Annotated in this window: 19 protein-coding genes and 1 pseudogene; 7 read left to right on the top strand and 13 right to left on the bottom strand. The window is 56.3% G+C overall.

Annotated features, from left to right (window positions below; genetic code table 11):
• Positions 1-21: 21 nt before the first annotated feature.
• The 3 genes from rapZ to V3851_RS25695 form a co-directional block, all read right to left on the bottom strand.
• On the bottom strand, positions 22-915 hold the full coding sequence (rapZ, locus tag V3851_RS25705) for an RNase adapter RapZ (RefSeq protein ID WP_331849274.1): 894 nt from the start codon (positions 913-915) through the stop codon (positions 22-24).
• 62 nt (positions 916-977) lie between these two features.
• The gene (locus V3851_RS25700; protein ID WP_331849273.1) at positions 978-1,928 is read right to left on the bottom strand and encodes an ROK family glucokinase; all 951 of its coding nucleotides are present in this window, start codon (positions 1,926-1,928) and stop codon (positions 978-980) included.
• A gap of 228 nt (positions 1,929-2,156) precedes the next feature.
• Positions 2,157-3,419 (bottom strand): DUF438 domain-containing protein, encoded by a 1,263-nt coding sequence (locus V3851_RS25695; protein ID WP_331849272.1) that lies wholly within the window; start codon positions 3,417-3,419, stop codon positions 2,157-2,159.
• A gap of 293 nt (positions 3,420-3,712) precedes the next feature.
• Here V3851_RS25695 and V3851_RS25690 point away from each other — a divergent pair, with 293 nt between their 5' ends.
• The 7 genes and pseudogenes from V3851_RS25690 (at position 3,713) to V3851_RS25660 (ending at position 9,732) form a co-directional block, all read left to right on the top strand.
• Positions 3,713-4,393, top strand: coding sequence for a response regulator transcription factor (locus V3851_RS25690; protein WP_331849285.1), 681 nt, complete (start codon positions 3,713-3,715; stop codon positions 4,391-4,393).
• Positions 4,390-5,814, top strand: coding sequence for a HAMP domain-containing sensor histidine kinase (locus tag V3851_RS25685; RefSeq protein WP_331849271.1), 1,425 nt, complete (start codon positions 4,390-4,392; stop codon positions 5,812-5,814). The genes V3851_RS25690 and V3851_RS25685 overlap by 4 nt, the downstream gene beginning before the upstream one ends.
• 141 nt (positions 5,815-5,955) lie before the next feature.
• Positions 5,956-6,605, top strand: a pseudogene (locus V3851_RS25680) (transcriptional regulator); the annotation flags it as partial.
• 453 nt (positions 6,606-7,058) lie between these two features.
• On the top strand, positions 7,059-7,973 hold the full coding sequence (locus V3851_RS25675; RefSeq protein WP_331849270.1) for an ABC transporter ATP-binding protein: 915 nt from the start codon (positions 7,059-7,061) through the stop codon (positions 7,971-7,973).
• On the top strand, positions 7,970-8,686 hold the full coding sequence (locus V3851_RS25670; protein WP_331849269.1) for an ABC transporter permease: 717 nt from the start codon (positions 7,970-7,972) through the stop codon (positions 8,684-8,686). Before V3851_RS25675 ends, V3851_RS25670 begins: the two co-directional genes overlap by 4 nt.
• Positions 8,686-9,420, top strand: a complete 735-nt coding sequence (locus V3851_RS25665) for an ABC transporter permease (RefSeq protein WP_331849268.1) — start codon at positions 8,686-8,688, stop codon at positions 9,418-9,420. The genes V3851_RS25670 and V3851_RS25665 overlap by 1 nt, the downstream gene beginning before the upstream one ends.
• Before the next feature lie 123 nt (positions 9,421-9,543).
• Complete coding sequence (locus V3851_RS25660) at positions 9,544-9,732, top strand: hypothetical protein (RefSeq protein WP_331849267.1); 189 nt, start codon at positions 9,544-9,546, stop codon at positions 9,730-9,732.
• A gap of 156 nt (positions 9,733-9,888) precedes the next feature.
• Here V3851_RS25660 and trxB read toward each other — a convergent pair whose 3' ends face one another.
• From trxB to hisG, 10 genes are all read right to left on the bottom strand, one after another.
• The gene (gene trxB / locus V3851_RS25655; protein WP_331849266.1) at positions 9,889-10,845 is read right to left on the bottom strand and encodes a thioredoxin-disulfide reductase; all 957 of its coding nucleotides are present in this window, start codon (positions 10,843-10,845) and stop codon (positions 9,889-9,891) included.
• Positions 10,846-10,949: 104 nt separating this feature from the next.
• Entirely contained in the window at positions 10,950-12,650 is a 1,701-nt protein-coding gene (locus V3851_RS25650; RefSeq protein ID WP_331849284.1) for a tetratricopeptide repeat protein, read from the bottom strand.
• A 694-nt stretch (positions 12,651-13,344) separates the two neighbouring features.
• The gene (hisJ, locus tag V3851_RS25645) at positions 13,345-14,184 is read right to left on the bottom strand and encodes a histidinol-phosphatase HisJ (RefSeq protein WP_331849283.1); all 840 of its coding nucleotides are present in this window, start codon (positions 14,182-14,184) and stop codon (positions 13,345-13,347) included.
• 16 nt (positions 14,185-14,200) lie between these two features.
• Positions 14,201-14,905, bottom strand: a complete 705-nt coding sequence (hisIE, locus tag V3851_RS25640; protein WP_331849265.1) for a bifunctional phosphoribosyl-AMP cyclohydrolase/phosphoribosyl-ATP diphosphatase HisIE — start codon at positions 14,903-14,905, stop codon at positions 14,201-14,203.
• The gene (gene hisF / locus V3851_RS25635) at positions 14,902-15,660 is read right to left on the bottom strand and encodes an imidazole glycerol phosphate synthase subunit HisF (RefSeq protein WP_331849264.1); all 759 of its coding nucleotides are present in this window, start codon (positions 15,658-15,660) and stop codon (positions 14,902-14,904) included. Before hisF ends, hisIE begins: the two co-directional genes overlap by 4 nt.
• Positions 15,661-15,681: 21 nt before the next feature.
• The gene (hisA, locus tag V3851_RS25630; protein ID WP_331849263.1) at positions 15,682-16,425 is read right to left on the bottom strand and encodes a 1-(5-phosphoribosyl)-5-[(5-phosphoribosylamino)methylideneamino]imidazole-4-carboxamide isomerase; all 744 of its coding nucleotides are present in this window, start codon (positions 16,423-16,425) and stop codon (positions 15,682-15,684) included.
• A 444-nt stretch (positions 16,426-16,869) separates the two neighbouring features.
• On the bottom strand, positions 16,870-17,502 hold the full coding sequence (hisH, locus tag V3851_RS25625; RefSeq protein ID WP_331849262.1) for an imidazole glycerol phosphate synthase subunit HisH: 633 nt from the start codon (positions 17,500-17,502) through the stop codon (positions 16,870-16,872).
• Positions 17,503-18,114 (bottom strand): imidazoleglycerol-phosphate dehydratase HisB, encoded by a 612-nt coding sequence (hisB, locus tag V3851_RS25620; protein WP_331849261.1) that lies wholly within the window; start codon positions 18,112-18,114, stop codon positions 17,503-17,505.
• Complete coding sequence (hisD, locus tag V3851_RS25615) at positions 18,104-19,411, bottom strand: histidinol dehydrogenase (protein WP_331849260.1); 1,308 nt, start codon at positions 19,409-19,411, stop codon at positions 18,104-18,106. The genes hisB and hisD overlap by 11 nt, the downstream gene beginning before the upstream one ends.
• A 71-nt stretch (positions 19,412-19,482) precedes the next feature.
• Positions 19,483-20,121 (bottom strand): ATP phosphoribosyltransferase, encoded by a 639-nt coding sequence (gene hisG, locus V3851_RS25610; protein ID WP_331849259.1) that lies wholly within the window; start codon positions 20,119-20,121, stop codon positions 19,483-19,485.
• Between the last annotated feature and the right edge of the window lie 24 nt (positions 20,122-20,145).

Below are 20,145 nucleotides of genomic sequence, written 5' to 3'. Positions count from 1 at the left end.
CTTGTTCTTCTACAGCGGCCGCTAAGACCGGTCCCGGCCCTCATCCCGGTGGCTCACGCGGACGGTCTCCGTCTCGCTGGTCCCGAGCATCCGGCCCAAGTATTCGGCGATCGCCACCGAACGGTGCTTGCCGCCGGTGCAGCCGATGCCGATAATGACCTGGCTTTTCCCCTCTTTATGGTACTGAGGCAGCAGGAAGTGCAGCATGTCTAGCAGCTTGGTCAGAAACGTCTGGGTTTCCGGCCACTTCATAACATAATCATATACATCGCTGTCTTGTCCCGTGTGCGGACGAAGCTGCTCGATATAGTGCGGGTTCGGCAGGAACCGGACGTCGAACACCAGATCCGCGTCGATCGGTATGCCGTATTTAAATCCGAAAGATGTAATATTGACGGATAAATTGCTGCTTTCCAAATGAGAGAAGCGGGAAATGATTTTCTCCCGAAGCTGCGACGGCTTCATATTGCTCGTGTCGATCACTTGCGTGGCCGACATTTTCAGCTCCTCCAGCATCTTGCGCTCCAGCCGGATACCGTCGAGCGGCATTCCTTCGGGCGCCAGCGGATGGCGGCGGCGGCTTTCTTTATAGCGCTGCACCAGTACCGCATCGGTGGCGTCGAGGAACAGGATTTCGCTTTTGATCGTAAAATGGTCCTTAATGTACCCGAGCGATTCCGATAAGGCGGTAAAAAACTCGCGGCCGCGGAGATCGATCACAAGCGCGACCTTGGCGATTTTGCCTTTGGACTGTTCAATCAGTTCGGCAAACTTTGGGATCAGCACCGGAGGCAAATTATCGACACAGAAAAATCCCAGGTCCTCCAAGCTCTTTACGGCCACCGATTTTCCGGCTCCCGACATCCCCGTAATAATGAACAGATTGGCAATGGGGGGCGTTTCATTTTCCGGCATCCTTTTCCCTCCTCGCAAATTCTCCTATTCATTATCTATTGTATACTAAAATCGAATCCGGTTCAGGAGCGCAAAAACAGCCCTGCGGCTCCGACCATCCCGGCGTCGTTGCCCAAAGTGGCCGGAACGATCTGCAGTCCCTTTTGGACCGGCTCCGGCGTATGCTTAGCAAACACGCTCCGTATTTCGTTAAACAGAATATCTCCGGCTTTGGACACCCCGCCGCCGATAATGAACAGCTCCGGATTCAGCACGACCGCGACCGCGGCCAGCGATTTCCCGAGGTAGAAAGCGGCGCGGTTCACGATGCGAATCGCGGCTTCGTCGCCGGCTTTCGCCGCGTCGAACACGTCTTTGGCCATAATGTTCTCGACCAGCGCGAGTGAGGTCCGCTCTCCGCGGGCCACCGCGTCTTTGGCCATGCGGATAATGCCGGTTGCCGAGGACACGGTTTCCAGGCAGCCCATTTGGCCGCAGCCGCACTGGATCGCTTCCAGATCCGGTACGACAGCCATATGGCCAAGCTCGCCGGCCATGCCTGAAAAGCCCTGATAGATCTTGCCGTCGATAATAATGCCGCCGCCGACACCGGTTCCGAGCGTATAGCAGACGCAGTTGTCGACGCCTTTGCCCGCGCCGCCCCAGGCTTCGCCCAAGGCCGCCACGTTGGCGTCATTGTCTATTTTGACCGGCTTGCCGAGTCGCTGCTCCAGAATTTCACGGATATGAAAATCCTTCAAACCTACATTTGGCGCCAAAATAATAATGCCCTCGCGCACGTTCGTGAAGCCGGCGACACCGGCACCTACACCGGCAACTTGCTCCCACTCAAAAGGGGACTGCTCCACGATCAAACGAACATAGCGTTCGATGTTGTTGACGATCGTCTCGGCACCCTTCTCGGTTTCGGTGGGCCCTTCATAAGTATGAAGAAGCTGCCCTTCTTCATTGCAGATGCCGACTTTAATCGCCGTTCCGCCCAGGTCAACACCAATGTAGATTTTTTCAGACATTGTACAAGCCACCTTTTTTCTCATAATAATCGGATTATTCCTACGTACCAACTATAAGCGAACCTCCCGCTTCGGTCAAGCGAAGCGGGAGGGCGGAAATCCAGTAGGCACAAGGCCTCCCGGTAAGTGATAAAGATCATAAGTGCTGGTAATTTTCGTGCAAATTGGCGTTATTTAAAAACAATTCGCCCCGGCTCCCGCATCGGGGGAACCGGAGCGATCCTATTTTCAGGAGAGAATCCGCTTCTGGCCTTCGAGGGCCCGGATTGGAGCGATATTTTGCGTAAATTCCAGAGTACCGAGATACCGTCCGTCCTCATCGCGGACCGCAAAGTACCGGATATACACGAATTTGTCCTTGACCGGAATCCAGAAGTCCTCGCTGTCCTTTTTGCCGGATTTGAAGTCGGCCAGCAGCTGCTCTACGACATGGACGCTTTGCGGCGGGTGGCAATTCTGCACCGTGCGGCCGATGACCGCTTTGGTGCGGGCGAAGATCCGCTCCTTGCCGTGGGAGAAATAACGGACCACATCGTTCTCATCGATAAAGGTCAGATCGACGGGCAGATGGTTGAGAACCGTTTCAAGCTGTTCCACCGAGAGAATCCCGGTTTGGAACCGCACGTAGCCTTGCGGCGCCTGACCGCTCTCTTCCGTCCCGGCTTCCGCGCTCTCCGTGTCCGGGAGCGGCTCGCGCTTAGGAATCCACTCCGCCTCGGGAGCCGTCAGGCAGAAGCCGATCTCCTCGCTTTCGCGGGCGATTTTGACCCATTCGTCTTCGGTCAGCTTCTCCAGCGCCATCGGAAGCAAGATATTTTCCTCTTTGAAAATCATCGCGTTGACTTCCTGGATAATCCGCTCGATGTCGGTGCATAGGGTCTCCCGGTCTCCATCGTAGGATGTCAGCTTGGCTTTAACCTCCTTGATCATCGCTCGGATGCCGTCGTCGATGCCCCACATGACCTTGGTCGGCCCATAAATCCCGTACTTCTCCAAATAGGGGAAGAGCAGATTTTCCTTCCGGCTGTAGTGCTTGTCGAGATCCAGCAGCAGGCTCAAATCCTCCAGCAGCTTAAAGATCACGTCCTCGGAATCTTCCTTGCGGAATTTGTCCAGATGCAGCGAAAGCTTGAAATTGACCAGCCGTTCGATTTCGCGGTTCTCAAGCTTGAAGGTGTGCACCGGATGCCCGGGTTGTTCCTCCGCCCGGTCCGAACGGTGAATTTCCCCGATCGAGCCCTTAAAAATCTCCGTATGTACGGAGCAAAGCCGCTGCACCTCTTCGACCGGAATGCCTTCCTCCTCCATCAGCGCGTGCTCCATCGCGGAAATTTCCGCGACCGTGACATCGCCGACCGCTTCTTCAAAGCGCGCCTTCACTTCCTCCACGCTCTTGCCCTGGTGCAGCTCCTTGATGATCTCCTTCAGCAGCGCTTGGCGGCGCGATTGCTCCGGTACACTGTGCTCCCGGTTGTTGATAAGTTCGCTCATCATTCGCTCCCCTTTCATCATATTTCGGCAACCTCACCAATCCGCTTGGTTCGCAGGCCAGTTGCTTTGGCTCCGGCCTTTTCGTTTGCACTTTGCGATATATGCGATTTAAAATAACTAAAATTTAAGTGATAACTGTTCTCGCTTAGAAATTAGCATAGCGGGTTTTGCGAACTTGTGATTGTAATCACAAATTAAAAAATGTTGTCCGCGACAGTTTATTTTTCCTCACCAATTTGCCACAATAGAGTCGTTAAGCGCCCGAAGGCCGGAAAGGAAGAAGAATTCCAATGATGATATCAAATAAAAATATTTTGTATATCGAAGACGACCGGGAAATCGGAGCATGGGTGAATGCCGATTTAACCGAGCGGGGCTACACCGTTACCTGGCTTACCAGCGGGGAACGGGCCGTGGAGGAAGCCGCCTCGTGCCACCTTGCGATCCTGGACGTCATGCTGCCGGGACTCGACGGCTTCACCGTCGGGCAGCGGCTGAAAAAGCAGTACCCGGCACTCCCGATCCTGATGCTGTCCGCCCGGACCTCGATCGACGACAAACTGCAGGGGCTGCAGTTCGCCGACGACTACCTGACCAAGCCGTTCCATCCCGATGAGCTGGCGGCGCGGGTAGAAGTGCTGCTCCGGCGCAGCGGTACCGCCTCCCCCGAACCGCTGGAGCTTCGCCATTTGCTCGTTTACGAGCGGGAAAATTTGATCAAGGACCGGGAGAATGGAGAAGAGATTGTGCTGACCGGGAAGCAATTCCACATTTTCCAATACCTGCTGAGACATTTGGGGCAAATCATGACCAAGGAGCAAATCTATGAAGCCGTATGGGGAGAGCCCTATCTGGAAGGAGATAAAACCTTGATGGTCCATATCCGTCATTTGCGCGAAAAATTGGAGCGCGACCCCGCCAATCCGGAAATCATCGAGACGATCCGCGGAATCGGGTACAGGGTGCGGGCATGAGAGAATCGCATGACCCCCGGAGGAAAAAATCCCGATTCCGCAATTCGCTGCTGTCGCGTTATATCATCATCATCTGCATCGCGCTCGTGCTCATCCCGCTGCTGATACCGTTGAGTTTGTCCGCGTCATGGCTCGTGTCCCGGCTGGTGTTCCCCGCAACACCCAACGAGGTTACGCCGGCTCTTCCGTACTACGGCTCCGGCATGACTCTTGAAGAAATGTGGCACAATGAGGCCTTGTCGCTGAACGGAAAATCAGCGGAAGAGATCGATACCAGGCTGAAGGAATTGAAGGCGAAATACCCCGAGGCTGCGATGTTTTGGGTCGACGCGGAAGGCACGACACATGTGCGGCTGCCGGAGCGAAGCGATATTCCGTCCAAGTGGACGCCGGAGGACGCCGTCGATTACATGAAAAAGGCCGTGAGCGGCGAGCCGTTTACCGTTGTCGCTTTTATCGGCGGAGACGAGGAATCGACCGGACAAGGGTTTATGTCGTTTGAACTTTCCCGCGAATATATGAAGCATTCGACGGGAGGCTCCGGGAGAGACACCCGGTTCTACGGCTTCTTTATGTTTTTGATGTTCGCCTTCTTCATTCTGCTGTCCTATTTGTTCTTCCGCGATATCCGCAAGCGGCTGCTCCGTTTGGAATCCGCCATGACCTGGACGGGGCCGAACGGGCTGCCGGTCAAAATTCCGATGGGCCGCCCGGATGAGATCGGCCGCCTGGAGCAAGCCTTCAATCATATGATTGACGAGCTGGATTACAGCCGGCGCCGCGAGCATGAAGAAGAGGAGTTGCGCAAAAATTTGATCGGTAATTTATCGCATGATTTGCGGACGCCGCTGACCGTTCTTGGCGGTCAGCTGTATTCGTTCCGCAAGGAGCCGTTGTCCGAGCAAGGGCGGCAGTCCCTGGCCCTGATGGAGAGCAAAATCGAGGATCTCGGCGGGCTGATCGACCATTTGCTCGACTACAATCTGCTCACGAGCGGACGGTACGCCTTGACGCTGGCCGAGCACGACGTTCTGCGCATTGTCCGGATGAGCGCGGCCGCCTGGTACCCTCTGTGGGAGAAGGCGGGCATCGAGGCCGACATCGAGCTGCCGGAGGAGGAACCGCTCATGTGGACGATCGACGAGCAGGGTTTCCGCCGCGTGCTCGACAACCTGTTCCAGAACCTCGTCCGCCACGCCGGTACAGGCGGCTACGTCGGTATCCGGTTGGAGCGGCGGCACGGCAAAGCCGCGCTCGTCATCGCCGACCGCGGCCCCGGCCTCGCCGCAGGCTCTCCGGCCAAGGGCGCCGGTCTCGGCCTGACGATCGTCGATCTGCTGCTGCGCGAGATGGGGCTGGTCCGCGAGGCGGAATCGCCGCCGACGGAAGGCGGAACAAAGATTTATATTTATCCCTCATAAAAGTTGTTGGTATAATGAATCCGATAACGATGTGGTCAAAATATCGGTCGTGAAGTACACGCCGCTTTGACGCTTGCTCCTCCTTCGGGGGATCACGCGCCCGGGCGGCGTTTTTATTTTGAAGAGAGGATGTGTGGAGTGATGAAGAAATTTGACCAAGCCTATGAGGAATGGCTGCATGTACAGATTACAGGTGAGCCGAATCCTAGAAGACGAGAGTTGCTTGAGAAAGGGTTGGGCCACGGTACGCTGGCATTTTTGCGCGACGTCTGGTATCCGGCTGTGAAAAACTTCGACCGCCTTTATCCCGAGTGGGAAGTGCGCGATTTTCACAACGGATACCGATATCTGGATTTGGCTTACATGCCGGCGGGATTGGCGGTGTAAAGGGAGGCATCGAAATCCAAGGCTACGGGCCTCATGCCAGGGATCTCGATGTTCGGCGCTTTAAAGACTTGTGCTGGCGGCATTGTTTATTGGCGCTGGACGACTGGATCTTTCTGCCGATCGCTTATCTTTCCATCACGGACGAGCCCAAGCGCTGTCAGCAGCTTGTCTTGGCTTTTATCGGGAAATTTATTGCCTCCGAGGCGAATCCGGTACCCGGCCACCTGGACTGGCTTGAAGCGGAAACCCTGCGCTATGCGAGACGCTTGCTTCGACCTTTTACTTCTGCGGAATTAGCGGCCCATCTGAGAGTAACAACTCCGCATGCACGACGAGTTCTTCATAGGCTGGTGGAGTGCCGGCTCTTGATTGTGGTAAGCGGTAAGCAACGTTATCGCACGTACGGCATTTTATCCGGTGTCCAGTCTGAAAGAGTATCGCCTCGGTTCCACTCCCGACCGGCTAACGAACCTAGTCATTCTTATTTGCGGAAAAAGTAGCGTTTTGAAAATGTAACGAACTCCAGAGTTCTTATTTCTTCAAAACTGCCCTTTTTTCATCGCTAATTGGCCTAATAACGCTGCTGAGGTTCGTTAGATTTTAAAAGGACCATATTGGGACTAATAAGCACGCTACAGTTCGTTAGCCTTGGAATCTGCGGCAGCCACAAGTTTCCGAGACAACACGGCAACCACGCGGTGGGCGTCATGAGGTGGACGTCATGCGGAGGGCGTCCTGCGACCACACGGCATGCAACATGTGACATGCGCTACCCGGCATTTTAAACAAAATTTAAACTTGGCGCTCCTTCCACCTTAAACTTCGGGCGGTAAGATCATTCCCGAGGTGATTTTAACGTGAGTGAAATGATCATTCAAACGAAAGGCTTAACGAAAAAATACCGGGGACGCTTTGCGGTGGACCATTTGGACTTGGAAATCGCCAAAGGGGACATCTACGGCTTCCTCGGCCCCAACGGGGCCGGGAAAACGACCACGATCCGCATGCTGCTCGGATTAATCAGTCCGACCAAAGGATCGATCCGCATCTTCGGCCGCGAGCTGCATAAAGACAAGCTGGCGATTCTTCGCCGGATTGGGTCCTTGGTCGAGTACCCGTCCTATTACGGCCATCTTAGCGCCATCGAAAACCTGGAGGCGATCCGCCGGATTCTCGGCGTGCCGAAGTCGCGCATCGCCGAGGTGCTGGAGATCGTCTCGCTGACGGATGAATCCCGCCGGCCGGTCAAGGGCTTCTCGCTCGGGATGAAGCAGCGGCTCGGGATCGCCGCCTCCCTGCTCGGCAGCCCCGACCTGCTGATCCTGGACGAGCCGACCAACGGCCTCGACCCCGCCGGGATTCATGAGATCCGCGAGCTGATCAAAAGCATGCCGTCCCAGTACGGCATTACCGTGCTGGTATCGAGCCATTTGCTGAGCGAGGTCGAGCAGATGGCCAACCGGGTCGGGATCATCCGGGAAGGACGGATGGTTTTCCAGGATACGATCCAAAATTTACGTCTGCAAGCTTCGCATGATATCGAACTCGTCGTTTCCGAGCCCGATTCCGCCCTCTGGCTGGCCAGAGACCTTGGGGCAGCCGGAGTATACAGGGAAGGGAAGCTGATCTTCCCAAGCCTGGATGACCCGCAGGTGGCGCATCTCGTCAAGCGTCTGGTCGAGAACGGCCATGACATTTACCGGGTGTCCGAGAACAAAAAATCGCTCGAGGATATTTTCATGGAGGTTATCGGGGAGGGGAGCCGGTCATGATGCTTCGTTCACTGTCGGCCGACTTTCTGAAAATACGCGGCAAAGGAATCTGGTTTCTGATTTTTCTGGCCCCGATCGGTCTGGTCGCCATGCAGGCGCTGAATTACGGGCTGCGGCTGGATTATCTCATGAAGCAGTATGCCGATGATCTTTGGGGGGCGCTTATTCGCGATACGACGATTTTTGTACCCATTGCCCTATACCTTGGCGTAACGCTGGTTAGCTCTCTGGTTGCAAATGTCGAACACCAAATGAGCTCCTGGAAACAGCTGCTGGCGCTGCCCATTTCCCGCACCGCCGTATTCAGCGCCAAATTTACGCTCTGCTTCCTGCTGCTCGCCGTGTCCTGCCTGCTGTTGCCGGCTTTCACGGTTATCCTTGGACTGATTCTGGGATTCGACGGTGCCGGTATCCCTGTTTGGGACATCCTGAGGATGGGCTTTTCCCCGCTTCTGGCCGTGCTGCCGATGTTGGCGTTAGAGCTGTGGCTTTCGCTCAGCTTCCGCAATCAGGCCCTGCCCGTCACGATCGGCGTAACCGCCGCGATTGTCTCGCCATTCACACTGCAGCTCTCGGAGTGGTTTCCGCTAAATTGGCCGACTTTCGGTTACACCGGCCCGCATGCGTCCTGGTTTATCGGGGCGGGCGTGATTTGCGGCGCCATCATCATGATTCTGGGCTTGATTCACTTTAATCGAAAGGATGTGGAATGATGAGCGGCTTTTTCCGTGTCCTGTCTTCCGAATTGCTGAAAATGTCAAAATCGCGGATCTGGCTGATTCTCCTGGCCAGCCCTGTGTTGTCCACGCTCATCGGTGCGCTCTCCCGAGCGCCTGAGGGCGCGGAGCCGTGGACGGTCATTTTTGGCGCGATGGCCACGCTCCACGCCCTGCTGTTCCTGCCGATCATGTCCGGCCTCTTCCCGGCCTTCCTGTGCCGGTACGAGCATACCGGCGGCGGCTGGAAGCAGCTGCTTGTCCTGCCGGTGTCGCGAACGGCCGTCTATCTGGCCAAGTTCACCATCGTGGCCGGTCTCCTGGCCATCTGCCAGTTGCTCTTTCTGACCGGCGTGCTCGTCGCCGGATGGATCCAAGGCTTCACGGAGCCGGTTCCGTGGGCCATGATCGTCACCAGCCTGCTGGGCGGCTGGGTCGCCTGTCTGCCGCTGGTCGCGCTTCAGCTTGGCGTATCGCTGGGCTGGGCGAGCTTCGCCGCTCCGCTCGCCCTCAACGTATCGCTGACGATCCCCAATCTATTGATCGTCAATTCCTCGGAGATCGGCCCATTCTATCCATGGGCACAGCCTGTGCTGGCCATGATGCCGTTCGGAGAGAACGATTTCGGAGCTTTTAACCTGCCGCTCGAAAATCTGATGATTACGATACTCGGCAGCTTCCTTGTGTTCTTCGCGGCAGGACTAGTCTACTTCCGCCGTAAGGAAATTTAGAGTTCACACAAACAAAATAACCGTCCGGAAATAAGCGAAGGTTCGCATTATTTTCCGGACGGTTTTATTTTATACCCCCTTCCTTACCTGGTATAATTAGGATAACCGGAAGGAGGTTAAATCATGGTTGATGATAATAATAGGATGTTCAACCCGCCTGACAACCCGTACGCTGCAAAAGCCCATTTTGATACAAACGTGAAAAAATTACGCACCGAAGGTATCCCGGGTCTATGGAGACAAATTTCGAATTTGCTCATCGTTGTCGCAATTTTTGCCGTAATTATTTTAATAGTGAGCATATTGGGATAATAAAGCAGCCCGCGCTTAGAGCTAATCAAACCAACTCGTCCCCTTCAATCCCAAGATCGGCTTCCAGTTAAAACTCCTCTACAAGCGAAAACACAAAAAAGCCCTCCCCTCTCTCGCCCATAGACGAAAATGGGAAAGGCTTGATTTGCAATCTAATTACGGATTGAGCGTCTCGCTCCAGTCGTGGACCATGCTGCCTTCGAGGAATTTCTCGCAGTCCATCGCGGCCATGCACCCCGATCCCGCCGCCGTGATGGCTTGGCGGTAACGGATGTCCTGCACGTCGCCGCAGGCAAAGACCCCGGGGATATTCGTCTCCGTCGTGCCGGGCTTCACGATGATATAGCCGTGCTCATCGGTGTCGATCACACCGCCCAAAAACTTCGTGTTCGGCGTATGCCCGATCGCCACGAATACGCCTTCCGCCTCGATAAGCTCCTCCTGATCGGTAGCGTTATTCCGCACGCTCAAACCCTTCACCATCCCGTTCTCGTCCGTCGTTACGGCAAGAGGCGTCCGGTTCAAGGCCCATTTAATCTTCTCGTTGCTTCTCGCGCGATCCTGCATGATCTTGGAGGCGCGCAGTTCATCCCGACGATGCACAATCGTGACGCTCGAGCCAAAGCGCGTAAGGAAATTCGCTTCCTCCATAGCGGAATCGCCGCCGCCGATGACGATGATTCTTTTGCCGCGGAAGAAAAATCCGTCGCAAGTCGCACAGGTGCTGACTCCCCGCCCGACATTTTCCTGCTCGCCCGGAATGCCGAGATACTTCGCGGACGCTCCGGTCGACAGGATCACCGTCTCAGACGTAAGCTCCTCTCCGCCCTCCAGCTTCATTTTGAACGGCCGGGACGAAAAATCGACCTGCTCCACCCATCCGCTGCGGAACTGCGCTCCGAAACGTTCGGCCTGCTTGCGCATATTATCCATCAGCTCGGGCCCTTGAATCCCTTGGGGAAATCCCGGAAAATTCTCCACCTCGGTCGTCGTGGTGAGCTGCCCGCCGGGCTGCACGCCTTCAATTACCAGCGGATTTAAATTCGCCCGGGCCAAATAAATGGCTGCCGTCAATCCGGCCGGGCCGGTCCCGATCACAATCGATTTGTACATGACGTCTCCTCCTTGGATATGTACTTATGCTCATAGTACATGTGCTTATAATAAGTTTTACCCAAGTTGAACCTGCTTTACCCGCCAACAAACCGGTACGGAAGCTACCGAACGGAGGGGAAAATTTCCCTGATCTTCTCCTTGATCCCGCAGACCTCATCGATTCGCCGGGTATACCGGCGGGCGGTGGAGGCCGAAATGCCGTAACGCTCCGCCACCGCCTCATAGGTCACGGGATGACGGTGGATTTTGGCCGTTAAATATTCCAGCGCCGCGGCCCACCCTTCAATATGCGTAATATCCGGAATGTTCGGATACAATTGGGTGAGAAACTCGACCCATAGCGTTTCCAGATCATGCTGCTGTTGTAGATCAAAGCTGCGCTTCATTTGTTTTACCGCCAGATCGACGACCGCCTGCCATTCGCGCTTCCAAACCGGCAATCCGGAAGCGACCCGGCTGGGATCGATCAGCGTCGTCGTCTCTCCGTAACGAATCGGCAGCGGATGATCCACCCCCAGATTGCGCAGAACGACTAGGGCCATCTCCTTCAAATACCGGTCCTCCTCCGGCTCCAGCAGAAAGGCTTTCAGCGCTTCCTCCACTTCCCGGTCGGCAATCAGGCCGAACGCCTGGATTACCTGCAGCTTCGTCTTGGCGTCCCCGTGGCGAAGCGCCCAGAAAAACGAAGACCGCACCAACGGGTTATTCGTAATTTCGGAAGTCAGGCTCTCTTCGGAAGCTTCCCATTGCTTAAACTTTTCATCGAACGGAAGATGATAATGATAGCTAACCGGCATCATGCCTTTGGCATTTCCTGTGCCTGTATTCTCCGCGATTAAGCTCTCTTCCCGCAGCTGTTGCAAATAGTAGTCGGCCACCCCGCTTGCAGGATCCAATCTTTTGACCTGACGCCACATTTTCTCGGCCGCCTCGGGACGCTCGGTATAATAGGCCGCCACCGCCGCATAATGGTACAGCGAAGGATCCTGATTCATTTCCGGGTCCCGAAGCAAGCGCACAAAATGTCCAAAGGCCTCCTCATGCTGACCCAGAATGCCCATCGTCGTCGCCAGCTTAAACACATGCTCCTGATGGAAGGGAACGATCTTGCTCAGCCGGCCGGCCAATTCCCGAAGTGCGGTATCGTTCCCTGCGTGCTGATAAAAAATCGCCAGATTGCACAGTGCGTGCAAATTTCCGGGCTCCTTATCCAGGACCTCGCCGACGGTCTGCATGGCTTTTTGGAACAGGCCCAGGTAGTAGTAGCCCAATGCTAGATTGTTGTGAGCCGCCAAAAATTCGGGGTAATTCTCGACGATCTCTTCCAGCAGTTTGACCGCTTGAGAAAATTTCCCTTCCTCCAACAGCGCGCGGGCCCGGTCATGCTCGACCACACCCTCCATTGCTTTGATGCTTGTCAGCATTGTTGGACGTTCCAGCTCATATTGGAGCAGGTCCATCATCTCTTCCGCTTCCGCCAGAAACTGGCCGCTGGCGTCTTCCTCCAGGTACTTGATCAGTGCCTTCTCCGCTGCCTCAAACATATTCATATTCGCATAGTTATTCGCCATATAAAAATAACATTCCGTCATAGCCGGATCGATTTCCTCAAGAATAACGGACAATGCGGCGTTGGACGCCTCATAATCTCCCATTTCCGACAGAATCCCCGCCATGTTGCAGTGGTTTACCGGATTGTTCGGCTCATACTCCACCGCTTTGCGAAAATATTTTAAAGCCTTATCGTAGTGATAACGGTCCAAGGAAGAGACAGCCCTCTCGAAGAAAAAGCCCGCATCCATGGAGATCGGCAGCACATTTCCCCGCTTCTCGCCCGGCTCTCTTTTTTCTTTCAAATAAGGCACCTCCCTATCTTCCCTCAAAATCTTTGTGTTCCATCTCACAGTATATCATAGCGAAAGCTGTCCTCCCACGGGAATTACAGGCTAAATTAAAGAGTACTCCGTCCATGCGATTTCAAAGAAAAAAACGCATAGAACATGTATTCGAAATTCGATTTCTATGCGCTGAGTTCCCTTTTTAATAGCGAGTAGTGAAAAGACTGATTTTACCCACTGGCTCATCATCATCAAGATCATATAAAATATATTGGAGACGTCCATTCTCCAACCCACCGAGAAACTTCCTTTTATAATCTTCGTAATCTTTCATCTCCTGAACAGGACGGCAGGTGTGAAGTTCTTTGTTCTTTGTCCGTTTCGGTAGATGCCCACAGAAAAAGTACAGGCAAATAGGTTGAATAGTTGGCAGAATAAGGATTGGTAATTTATTACATATATTATACACCTTTTCATGATCCAAAGGAGGGTAAGGTATGACATTCGTGTGGGAAAATGCGGTTATTTCTCTAATCGTTCTACTTTTGATTGTCCTTGTCGTTGTTTTTATAGCATCGAAGGCATTTGGGCGGAGGGGCAAAAAATAGTGGATTAAAAAAGCCGCCAAATCAGGCGGCATCGGTGTGTCATATTGTTTTCAAGCTTTGCGCTCAGCCGCCTCCAGCGGAATCATCGTTCTCCGCCGCCCCTCAAACGTGGCCAGCTCGCGTACGCCGAGCCCGTACAACAATGCCCGGGCTTTGTCCAGATGCTCGCTCAGCCGCAGCGGATCGTGCGCGTCGGAGCCTACGGTGAGCGGAATCCCCCGCTCCACGGCCGCTTCCAGAATGCGGCGGCTCGGGAACATCTCCGCCACGGGCTTGGACAATCCGGATGCGTTGAGCTCCATCGCCACACCGGCGGTTTGGACCGCCGTGAGCGCTCTGTGCTCCAGCGCGATCGTCTCGGCCTCACGGGCCGGGTCCGGCCGGTATCCGAAGCGTTTGATGACGTCGAGATGGCCCATAATATCATAAAAACCGGTGCTTGCCGCTTTTTCAACCGCGTCATAATAGCGTTCATAGACGGCGAACACATCCTGCCCTTCCCAGTTATGCACCTGGCGGAAATCCGAAACATCCCACTCCCCCAGAAAATGAACCGACCCGATCACATAATCCCAAGGGTATGCAGTGACGATGCGCTCGATCTGCTCTTCCCAGCCCTCGATATAATCGCCCTCGAGGCCGACTCTGACATCGATCCGGCCGAGATATTTCTCCTTCAGCACGAAGGCTTCCTCCACATAGCGCGGCAGTTCTTCCATCGGCATGGCCATTTCGGGGTAATAGTCGGCCGGATCGACATGCAGCAGCGGCATATGATCGGACAGGCCGATCTGGGACAAGCCGATCTCGATCCCGCGCTGAATATACTCTTCCAGCGAGCCGACGGCATGTCCGCAGCGGACATGATGCGTATGATAATCGATCAGCATCCTAAGCTCACCAGCCCTAATCCCGACGCGGCCGTTCGTGACGCCGCTCCAGCTCCGCCATGATTTCGTCAAGCGGCAAATTCCGCTCGCGCAGCAGCACCAGCAGGTGATAGATCAAGTCGCTAACTTCATAACGCAGTTCGTCGTTGTCTGCGTTTTTGGCCGCGATGATGGATTCGGCGGTCTCTTCGCCCACTTTTTTCAAAATCTTATCGAGGCCCTTATCAAACAAATACGTCGTATAGGCGCCTTCCGGGCGCTCCTTATAACGATCGGCGATGAGTTGCTCCAGCTCAGACAGCACCGCAAAACGATCTGAAGCCTTGCGCGGAGCCCCGTTTTCTTCGCCGCTTCCCGTAGCCGCCGTGCGGAAGAAGCAGGTATCTTCCCCGGTATGGCAGGCCGGACCCTGACGGTCCACTTCCACCAGCAGCGTATCCCCGTCACAGTCGTAGCGCAGCGCACGGATTTGCTGGGTATTGCCCGAGGTAGCCCCCTTGTTCCACAGCTCGGCGCGGGAACGGCTCCAAAACCAGGTCTGCCCCGTTTCCACCAATTTGCCGAGAGACTCCCGGTTCATGTAGGCCAGCATCAGCACCTCTTTGGTCGAGGCATCCTGCACGATGGCCGGGACCAGGCCTTGCGCGTCCCATTTGATCGCCTGCTCCAGTTCTCCAAGCGGCAATGAGAGCTGCAGCGGTTGTTTATCTGAATCTGTCATCGTATCTCCACCCCTCTGGACTTCAGGTCCCGCTTCAAATCCGGCACCGCAATTTCTTTATAATGAAAAATCGTCGCCGCCAGAGCGGCGTCCGCATGTCCTTCCGTAAATACCTCATAGAAATCGTCCGGCTTGCCCGCACCCCCCGAGGCAATCACCGGGATGGTTACGGACCTGCTCACGGCGCTTGTCAAAGGCAAATCGAACCCGTCCTTCGTGCCGTCCGCATCCATACTCGTCAGCAAAATCTCGCCCGCACCGCGCGACTCGGCCTCTTTAACCCATTCGAGGGCTTTGATGCCGGCAGGCTTGCGCCCGCCGTGGGTGTAGACCTCCCATTCGCCCCAGGCCGGATTATATTTGGCATCCACCGCCACGACGATGCATTGGGAGCCAAAGCGCCGCGCACCGTCCGAAATCAACTGCGGATTCAGCACCGCCGCCGTGTTGATGCCGATTTTGTCGGCTCCGGCCCGCAAGATGCGCTTCATGTCGTCGACCTGGGAGATACCGCCGCCGACGGTGAACGGAATCGCGATTTCCCCCGCCGTTTGCCGGACCACCTCGATCATCGTCGCCCGGCCTTCATTCGAAGCGGAAATGTCGAGAAATACGATCTCGTCCGCCCCCTCGCGGTCATACAGCGCCGCTAGCTCGACCGGGTCTCCGGCATCGCGGAGATTGACAAAATTGACGCCCTTGACGACCCTGCCGTCCTTAACGTCCAGGCAAGGGATAATTCGTTTAGCCAGCATCGCCCTCAACTCTCCCCTTCTCTATTTAACCGCCGCCGATACGGCCGACAGCGCCGCGGCAAGATCGATGCTGCCGGTATACAGCGCCTTGCCGACGATCGCTCCGCCGATGCCTTGATCGGCATATGCGGCCAGCTTCAACAGATCGTCCTGCACGGTGACTCCGCCGGAGGCGATCACCGTCCGTCCCGAGGCCTGTGCTAGCGAGCGAATCGCCTCGACGTTAGGCCCCTGCATCATCCCGTCCCGGGAAATGTCGGTAAATATGAACGTCTCCGCTCCTTTGGCCGCCAGTTCCTTGGCCAGCACCTCCGCTTGCACCTCGGACGTCTCCAGCCAGCCGCGCGTCGCCACATAACCGTTCCGCGCGTCGATGCCGATGGCGACCTTGTCGCCGTAAGCGCCCAGCACCGCTTCGGTAAACGCCCGGTCTTCAATCGCCGCCGTGCCGATAATGACCCGGCTGACGCCCAGCGACAGCAGCCGCTCGACATCGCCCAGCGTTCTCAGGCCGCCTCCGACCTGTACCGGCACCTGCACACTGCGGGCGATCTCGCCGATCAGCGCATCGTTCACCGGATGGCCGGCCTTCGCGCCGTCCAGGTCGACCAGGTGGATGAAGCCTGCGCCTTGCGCTTCCCAGGAGCGGGCCACCTCGACCGGATTCTCATTGTATACCGTCTCGCGGGCATAATCCCCCTGCACGAGACGCACGCATTTTCCGCCCCGGATATCGATCGCCGGGTAGATTACGAATGAAGACATGTATGGTTCCTCCTGCCATGAAAATGAACTGTATGTTGCGGTGTACGGTGTCCCTGATGGTGCATGGTGTTGATTGGTGATGGTTAGTGATGCTTCTATGTGATGCTTGGTGTGACGTCGTGATCCCTTCATTGGAAAAATTCCAATCTAACTAGGATGCACCATCCTCCGCCTAAAGCTCAATTGGAAAATATCCAATCATTTTGAGCACATTTGGGTGAAAAACCGCTCTAACCCGGCTATCTCGTTGGATTATATCCAATGAAGGGAATCGGCTGCCCGGGCCTCATCCTTATCCGTTGGATTTTTTCCAATGAAGGCGTTGGCCTTCGAACGCCGCATCAAGTCACCATCGCCTCGCATCGTCCCCAACCGTTTCATCTCCGTCTATCCGTCGTTAAGTTACTGCATATGGCCCATACGCTGGACCTGGATCCCCGCTATTTAAGCGGTCGCCGTTTCCCGTTCGGCAAGCGCCAGGAAGTTTCGCAGCAGCGCCATCCCGAGCTCGCCGCTCTTTTCCGGATGGAACTGCATGCCGTACACATTCCCGCGGCCGACAATGGCCGTCACCGGCTGGCCGTAATCCGTGACGGCCAGCAGATCCTCGCGGCGCTCCGGCTGCACATGATACGAATGGACGAAGTACACATGTCCTTCGCCTAGGCCAGCCAGGAGCGGGCTATCCGGCTGCAGGAACGCAAGCCGGTTCCAGCCCATGTGCGGCACCTTCAGGCCGCTGTCGCCGTCAAAACGCACCGCCTTGCCCGGCAAAATGCCGAGGCCCTCGTTGCGGCCGTGCTCTTCGCTCTCGGCGAAGAGCAGCTGCATGCCGAGGCAGATGCCGAGCAGCGGAGTTCCGGATGCGGCCGCCTGCCGCACCACGGCGTCCAGCCCTGACGCGCGGAGATGCTCCATCGCGTCGCCGAAAGCGCCGACGCCCGGCAGCACTACGCCGGCCGCGCCGAGGATAGCGTCTGCGTCGCCGGTGACGAGCCCCCCGTAGCCGAGCCGCTCGACCGCCTTGCTGACGCTGTGCAAATTGCCCATGCCATAGTCGACAATCGCGATTGTCATTTACAGCACTCCTTTCGTCGACGGCACGCCGCTGACGCGCGGATCGATGCTCGTCGCCTCGTCGATCGCCCGGCCGAGCGCCTTGAAGACAGCCTCTATCATATGGTGCGTATTCTGCCCGTAATGCACGATAACGTGCAGCGTAATCCGCGCCTCCAGCGCCAGCTTCCACAGAAACTCGTGCACGAGCTGAACATCAAAGCTGCCGACCCGATCCGAGGGATACTCTGCGCGGTATTCGAAATGCGGCCGGTTGCTGATGTCGATCACGACCTGTGCCAGCGCCTCGTCCATCGGGACGAATACGCTGGCATAGCGCTTGATGCCCCGCTTGTCGCCAAGCGCTTTGCGGAGGCACTCGCCGAGGCAGATGCCGATATCCTCCACCGTATGATGATCGTCGATTTCGATATCCCCGTGAGCTTGCACGGAGAGGTCGAAATGGCCGTGCTTCGTAAACAGGTCGAGCATATGGTTCAGAAATGGCACATCCGTCTCCAGCTCCGATTTACCCGTCCCGTCAACGGCGAATTGCAGCTTGATATCCGTTTCGTTCGTTTTGCGGCTGATTTCCGCGCGGCGTTCCCGCGCTTCCGAGGTGCTATTTGTCATCGCCCGCCCCCGCCTTTCCTTCTTTATTCAGCCGGATCTCGATCGCCCGGGCATGGCCTTCCAGCCCTTCGCGCCGCGCCAGCTCCATGATGGTCGCTCCGTTTTGCAGGAGCGCTTCCTTGCTGTAATAGATCAGACTCGATTTCTTAATAAAATCGTCCACATCGACCGGCGACGAAAAACGCGCCGTGCCGTTTGTCGGAATAATATGATTCGGTCCGGCGAAATAATCGCCCACCGGCTCCGAGCTGTACGGCCCGAGGAAGATGGCCCCGGCGTTTTCGATCAAGCCGACATAGGCCATCGGCTCCGCCACGATCAGCTCAAAATGCTCCGGCGCCAGCCGGTTGATCACGCCGATTCCCTCTTCCACGGAATCGACGAGAATGATCGCGCCGTAGTCCCGGACGGATGCGCCGGCGATGTCCCGCCGCGGCAGCTCCGCCAGCTGGCGCTCGACCTCCGCCTGGCACGCCTTCGCAAAGGCTTCGGACGGCGTCACCAGGATCGCCGACGCCATCTCGTCGTGCTCGGCCTGGGACAACAGATCCGCCGCCACGTAGGCGGGATCGGCGCTGTCGTCCGCCAGCACGGCGATCTCGCTCGGCCCGGCGATGCTGTCGATGTCGACGACGCCGTACACTTCGCGTTTCGCCAGCGCGACGTAGATATTGCCCGGTCCGCAGATTTTATCGACCGGGGCAACCGCGTCCGTGCCGTAGGCCAGCGCGGCGATGGCCTGCGCCCCCCCGACCCGGTAGATTTCGTGCACGCCGGCCTCGGCCGCCGCGACGAGAATATACGGATCGATGCCTTCTTTCCCGCCGGTGGCCGGCGGCGTGACCATCACGATCTCCGGCACGCCGGCGACTTGCGCCGGAATGACGTTCATCAGCACCGAGGAAGGATAAGCGGCTTTGCCGCCGGGCACGTATACGCCGACTCGCTTCAGCGGGCGGATGATTTGCCCGAGCAGACTGCCGTCTGGCTGCAAATCCATCCAGGAATTGCGCTTCTGCTTCGCATGAAACGCCCGAATATTGGCCGCCGCCGCTGCAATCGCCTCGACGAACGACGGTTCCACCTCGTTGTAAGCCGCCTGCAATTCCTCCCGGGTTACTCTCAGCCCGGCGGCTTCCAACCGCACTCCGTCGAATTTCTCCGTATATCGCAGCAGCGCGGCGTCCCCTTCCCGTTTTACATCCAGGACGATTTTCCGGACCGCTTCGTTCTGCTCCGCCGATCCGTACTCCACCTCCCGCCGCAGATCGAAATCTTGCGCTTTCACCATCTTCATCCTGCAGCCCTCCCCGGCATCCGTCATTCCGATTTATTTTACTAAATGGCTATTAAATTGCTGTTAAACGGCTATACTTCGCTTTTCGCCGGAATCACTTTCTCCAAAGCATCGCAGACCGCCTGAATTTCTGCGTTTTTCATCCGGTAACTGACCCGATTGGCCACCAGCCGGCTCGTGATTTCAAAAATGCTCTCCAGCTCGACCAGTCCATTCTCGCGCAGTGTCTGGCCTGTTTCCACCATGTCAACGATCCGGTCGGCCAGACCGATCAGCGGGGCCAGCTCGATGGAACCGTTCAGCTTGATGACCTCCACCTGCTGCCCATGCTCGCGAAAATATTGCGAAGCCACATTCGGATATTTCGTCGCCACCCGCTGGTGAATGCCCGGCTTCCAGTCCGGCAGCGCGATCACCGACATGCGGCAGCGTGCGATTCCGAGGTCCAGCAGCTCGTATACGTCCCGGTTCTCCTCCATCAGCACGTCTTTACCAACGATCCCGATGTCGGCGACGCCATACTCCACATAGGTCGGCACGTCGACCGGCTTCGCCAGAATGAACTCCATGCCGATCTCCGGCAGAGGGATCACCAGTTTGCGCGATTCGTCGATATCCTCCGGAATTTGAATGCCCGCGTCGCGGAACAAGGCCGAAGCTTTTTTATAGATGCGCCCTTTCGGCATGGCAACTTTGATAATTTCGCCCAAAATAGATCAGGCCCTCCTTTCCTC

The organism is Paenibacillus haidiansis (genome assembly GCF_036553665.1).
Lineage (GTDB): Bacteria > Bacillota > Bacilli > Paenibacillales > Paenibacillaceae > Fontibacillus > Fontibacillus haidiansis.
This window is presented reverse-complemented; position numbering and strand designations above follow the sequence as displayed.

Excerpts from the sequence above, each read along its gene's own strand:
- hisA (WP_331849263.1), bottom strand. The coding sequence starts at position 16,425 with ATGTCTTCATTCGTAATCTACCCGGCGATCGATATCCGGGGCGGAAAA.
- V3851_RS25690 (WP_331849285.1), top strand. The coding sequence starts at position 3,713 with ATGATATCAAATAAAAATATTTTGTATATCGAAGACGACCGGGAAATC.
- V3851_RS25660 (WP_331849267.1), top strand. The coding sequence starts at position 9,544 with ATGGTTGATGATAATAATAGGATGTTCAACCCGCCTGACAACCCGTAC.
- trxB (WP_331849266.1), bottom strand. The coding sequence starts at position 10,845 with ATGTACAAATCGATTGTGATCGGGACCGGCCCGGCCGGATTGACGGCA.
- V3851_RS25695 (WP_331849272.1), bottom strand. The coding sequence starts at position 3,419 with ATGAGCGAACTTATCAACAACCGGGAGCACAGTGTACCGGAGCAATCG.
- V3851_RS25650 (WP_331849284.1), bottom strand. The coding sequence starts at position 12,650 with ATGGATGCGGGCTTTTTCTTCGAGAGGGCTGTCTCTTCCTTGGACCGT.
- hisF (WP_331849264.1), bottom strand. The coding sequence starts at position 15,660 with ATGCTGGCTAAACGAATTATCCCTTGCCTGGACGTTAAGGACGGCAGG.
- V3851_RS25665 (WP_331849268.1), top strand. The coding sequence starts at position 8,686 with ATGAGCGGCTTTTTCCGTGTCCTGTCTTCCGAATTGCTGAAAATGTCA.
- hisIE (WP_331849265.1), bottom strand. The coding sequence starts at position 14,905 with ATGACAGATTCAGATAAACAACCGCTGCAGCTCTCATTGCCGCTTGGA.
- hisB (WP_331849261.1), bottom strand. The coding sequence starts at position 18,114 with ATGACAAATAGCACCTCGGAAGCGCGGGAACGCCGCGCGGAAATCAGC.
- hisD (WP_331849260.1), bottom strand. The coding sequence starts at position 19,411 with ATGAAGATGGTGAAAGCGCAAGATTTCGATCTGCGGCGGGAGGTGGAG.
- V3851_RS25700 (WP_331849273.1), bottom strand. The coding sequence starts at position 1,928 with ATGTCTGAAAAAATCTACATTGGTGTTGACCTGGGCGGAACGGCGATT.
- rapZ (WP_331849274.1), bottom strand. The coding sequence starts at position 915 with ATGCCGGAAAATGAAACGCCCCCCATTGCCAATCTGTTCATTATTACG.
- hisH (WP_331849262.1), bottom strand. The coding sequence starts at position 17,502 with ATGACAATCGCGATTGTCGACTATGGCATGGGCAATTTGCACAGCGTC.
- V3851_RS25670 (WP_331849269.1), top strand. The coding sequence starts at position 7,970 with ATGATGCTTCGTTCACTGTCGGCCGACTTTCTGAAAATACGCGGCAAA.
- V3851_RS25685 (WP_331849271.1), top strand. The coding sequence starts at position 4,390 with ATGAGAGAATCGCATGACCCCCGGAGGAAAAAATCCCGATTCCGCAAT.
- hisJ (WP_331849283.1), bottom strand. The coding sequence starts at position 14,184 with ATGCTGATCGATTATCATACGCATCATGTCCGCTGCGGACATGCCGTC.